Raw genomic sequence first — 4,295 nt, forward strand, 5'->3', positions numbered from 1 at the left:
CCGACCACAGCTCGGCGCGGAGCAGGTGCAGGCACATCTGCACCAGACGGCTGCCGAGGTGCAGCAGGACCACATCGGTACGGCCGGCGGCGGCGTCCTGGTCGAAGGTGACGACGCGCTCGACGTGCGTGACCGGGTGGAGCAGTCCGTCGTTGCGTGCCGCCGCCCATGCTCGCTTGGACATCGGGGGCAGCCGGAAGCAGCGCGCGTTCAGTCCCTTGGGCGAGGCGGCGTCGATCAGGTCGAGGTCGTGGGCCAGCCGGAGCGCGGTGCGCACCACCCGTTCCAACGTCTCCGGCGACAGGTGCAGCCGCGTACGGCTGCCGCGCAGCGTCTCGGTCAGCCGGGCGAGGTCGGCGGCCAGCTCGCGGCGGATCCGCAGCTCGGCCGTGCCGCGCCGGCGCTTACCGATCTCGGTCTCCGCGGCTTGCCAGTCGGCGGCGCGGCCCAGCATCTTGCGCTCGACGTTGGCGGCGATCACGTCGCCGGCGCTGCCGAGGTCCTCCCGGATCTGGTCGACCTTCCTGACGGCGATGCTGAGGAACTGCAGCTCGTCTTCGAGGGAGCCCTCCGGCGCGTGCTGCCAGCCGTGCGGGACGAAGTGGAAGACATCCACCTGCGGCGCCGGCTGGCCGTGCCGGTCGATGCGGCCGTTGCGCTGTTCCAGCCGGTTAGGGTTCCAGGGGATCTCCCAGTGCAGCAGCCGGTGGCAGTTGTCCTGAAGGTTGATGCCCTCGCTGGCCGCGTCGGTGGCGAGCAGGATCCGCATCGGGTCGAGGTTCGGGGAATCGCGGAAGACCTTGCGGATGCGGTCGCGCTCGTCGTCGTCCATACCGCCGTAGAGGCAGGCGATCCGCTCGGCGGGGTAACCGGCGCCGATGAGCCGGTCACGCAACCAGCTCTGGGTGTCGCGATATTCGGTGAAGATGATGACCCGCTCGTCGTTCCACTCCCCGCCGGGGCGGACGATCGGGTCGAGCCAGTCGCGCATAGCGTCGAACTTCGCGTCGGGCCGCAAGCGCGCGTCCTTCGCCCAGTCGCGCAGCTCCTCCAGCAGTTCCTTCTCCCGGGCGGTCAGCGGCGGCAGCAGGCGGCGGGCCGTCGTCAGGGCGGCCGACTCGGCCTCGCCGTACGCGGCGTCGTCCTCGGCGGTCTCCTCCAGCCGACTCACCAGCGGCCTGAGCACGCGCTCCCCGGTACTGGCGGGCAGCGGCATCTCGCCGTCCTCGCGCCGGAGCATGGTGGCCAGATGCTTGTCGATCGTGGTGGAGAAGGCGTGCGGGGATGAGAACAGCCGCTTTTTCAGCAGCATGGTGACGAAGTCGGCGACGTTGACATGGGGGCCGCCGGCCGGCCCTCTGCGGGAGGCGGCGTACTCCGCCAGCGCACGGTGCGCGCGGCGCTCGGGTTCGGAGTAGGAGACCTCAAGGTCGTGGATGACCCGGGTGGGGAAGCGCGGCGAGCCGTCCCACCTCGGCGGCAGCTCGCTCTTGAGCCGGCGGACCATCACCTGAGCGAGCTGCTCAGGGCGCGGCGGGACACCTCGGGCGAATCGCTGGTCGTCCAGCAGCTCCAGCAGGGCCGTCCAGGAGTTCTGGTAGCCGTTGTGCGGAGTGGCGGACAGGAACAGCCGGTGCTCGCAGTGGGGGGCGAGCTCGCGGACGACCTCGGTGCGCAGCGAGTCCACGGCGTACTTGCCCCGGGTCGCGGGCGCACAGGTGTGCACCTCGTCCACGACCAGCAGGTCGAAGGCCCGCGGATAACGCGGGACCGGCGGCAGCACGTCGCGCAGCAGCCGTCGAGGCCGGTCACGCTTGAGCCAATCGACACTCACGATCAGCCGCGGGAAGTGCGTCCACGGGTTGGCGTAGAGGCCGCGGGTCCGGCGCAGCTCCTTCAGCAGCGCGCTGTCGACGATCCGGAACTCCATGCCGAACTTGTCGCGCATCTCGTCGCGCCACTGCAGGGTCAGCCCCGCCGGGCAGACGATCAGCATCGTTCGGGCCCGATGGCGAAGCATGAGCTCCTGCATGACCAGCCCCGCCTCGATCGTCTTGCCCAGGCCGACGTCGTCGGCGATGAGGAGGTTGGTACGGGGCATCGACAGCGCCCGCACGACTGGGTCGAGCTGATACTCCTCGATCTGGACGCCGGAGCGGAAGGGCGCCTGCAGCACGGTCGTGTCCGCCGTGGCGATCGCGCCCCACCGCACGGCGTCGAGGAAGGCGTCGAGGTGGCCGGGCGGGTCGAAACCGCGCGCGGGATCCGGCAGTGCATGCCGCTCGTAGGCGGCGGCGCCCGGCTCCAGCTCCCACACAACACGGAGCCGCTCGTCACGGGCGTCGTCCTCAATGCTCACCAGGCTCACTACATGGGGTGCCTGAGCAGCGAGGTCGGCATCTCCAGAGCCAGCCACACTGCCCTGGCGGACGTCGGCCACCACCCACGGGCGGTTCCTGACGGTCACCACCTGGCCAACGGCAGGCAGCGCCGTCGTCTCAGCCACGACCTGCGTCATCGCCGCTCCCCACACGAGTCGCCACTTTTGGCTATCCTGCCTCATGGCATAGGCGGGCGATGACGTCCTACCATGATCTATTGGTATACGAGAGCACATCGAGATGCATCTCACCACCTCGGGCCGGCCCACGTACCAAACCGCCACAACGCGAGTAATGCTTTGGCCGCTTCCCACCAGGCGCGAGTGGCATAGCCGACGGAGAGGCTGGCAGGAGAAAGGCTCAGGTCCTAGGAGCAGGAGAAAGCCCTTAACACCAGGTCCTCGCCTGGAGTCACCGCGTGGTCACGACGGGTCAGCCCCCACCCAGCGCTGATCAGACTGTCATTGCGGCGACCCTCATCGCGGTCGGCTCGAACTTCTTCGACCAGTTCCTCCAGCTCCGGTCCAGTGCAGACCAGTTCCATCATCTGGCACCAGAGCTCCGGCGGGTACGGCGGGCGTGACATCAGCTCTTGTGAACTCTTCTCGGGGCACATCGTCCCAAGCGCTCATCTGCCCCAAGACCAGGGCAACATCTCAGACTTTCGGGATGCAGACCTGTTCCTGGTTCGGAATACTATTCCGAACACGCCTACGGGAAGGTAGCCATGGCGATCGAGTGGAAGTTCCTGGACCAGAAGCGCTTCGACCGCATAGTGGAATCCATGATCCATCGCATGTACTCCGGAACTGCCCCTGTTGAAGTTGTGGATGGACGGGGCGGCGACGGTGGACGCGACATCGTGGTCACTCAAGGTTCCCGTGTCCGGATCTTTCAACTCAAGTTCTTCCCCGAAGGCTTCCCTAAAGAGAACCGGACCAGACGGCGCCAGATTAAAGACTCCTTCGTGCGAGCCATGGAGCACAACCCGTACGAGTGGACTCTGGTAGTCCCCTGCAACCTCAGCCCCAACGAGCGCGAGTTCGTCAACGGACTGGCAACCGGTCATGAAGTGCGACTGTCGGTAATAGGCCGCGTGGAACTCGACTCACAGATGATCGACCTTCCCGATCTGGAAGGCTACTACCAGCGCGACCACCTGAAGGAAGACGCCAAGATCTTCAACCAGGAGAAGGCGATCCTCTTGGGCGGCGTTCGCGACCTAGACGACCGCGTCCTCAGCCTCGGCAACGTCGTAGACAAGTGCGATAGGGATTGGACTTTTGACTTCGCTCGGTACGGTAATCAAGTCGTTCGCATCCTCCGCGCCAAACATCCACGCGCACACCAGACAAGCCCCATCCATATCACTCTAGAACACTCTCTCAGCGAGGACTCAGAGCTCAGCAAACAAATACGACGGACCCTCGGTTACGGAACCGATGAGAAGGTTGTGTTGCCAGCGGAGATCGTTGAGCGACTTACTATCGAGGGTCCCGAATGGCTGAGTGAGACGGTAGAGCACGTTCACGTAGAGCTGCTCCCGCATATGCTACCAAGCGACCAAGACGTCCGCATGGAGCTCAGAATCCTGGACAATAACGGCCGTACTCTAGCCTCGCACCACGCGAAGGTGCAGCATGGCAGCACCGGTTATGAGGGGCGCTCTCTCAAGGCCACCTTCTACAACGTTGCCGAGTTGGTCTTCATGTTTCCCCACAACGAGGAACAACCGACCACGCTCTCATACGCATACAACATGGCCGAGACCAGTCCGTCGGATTTACTCCGCTCAATGCGGCTCATCAAGCAACTACACAAGACGTGCACGGGAGAGATATATCTCAACGGCCAGCGCCTGGGAGTGGTCGGCTTCACTGCGCAGGACCACTCCGCTGAGGTGCGCGCCCACCT

General features: G+C 65.6%; 2 protein-coding genes. One reads left to right on the top strand and one right to left on the bottom strand.

Going from position 1 to position 4,295, the window contains the following annotated elements:
* On the bottom strand, positions 1 to 2,518 hold a 2,518-nt coding region (drmD, locus tag AP234_RS33570; protein ID WP_083502667.1), incomplete at its 3' end, for a DISARM system SNF2-like helicase DrmD.
* A gap of 590 nt (positions 2,519 to 3,108) precedes the next feature.
* Here drmD and AP234_RS33575 point away from each other — a divergent pair.
* The coding region (locus AP234_RS33575) for a hypothetical protein (RefSeq protein ID WP_055483795.1) at positions 3,109 to 4,295 on the top strand (1,187 nt) is incomplete at its 3' end.

Source organism: Sphaerimonospora mesophila (assembly GCF_001417795.1).
Classification (GTDB): domain Bacteria; phylum Actinomycetota; class Actinomycetes; order Streptosporangiales; family Streptosporangiaceae; genus Sphaerimonospora; species Sphaerimonospora mesophila.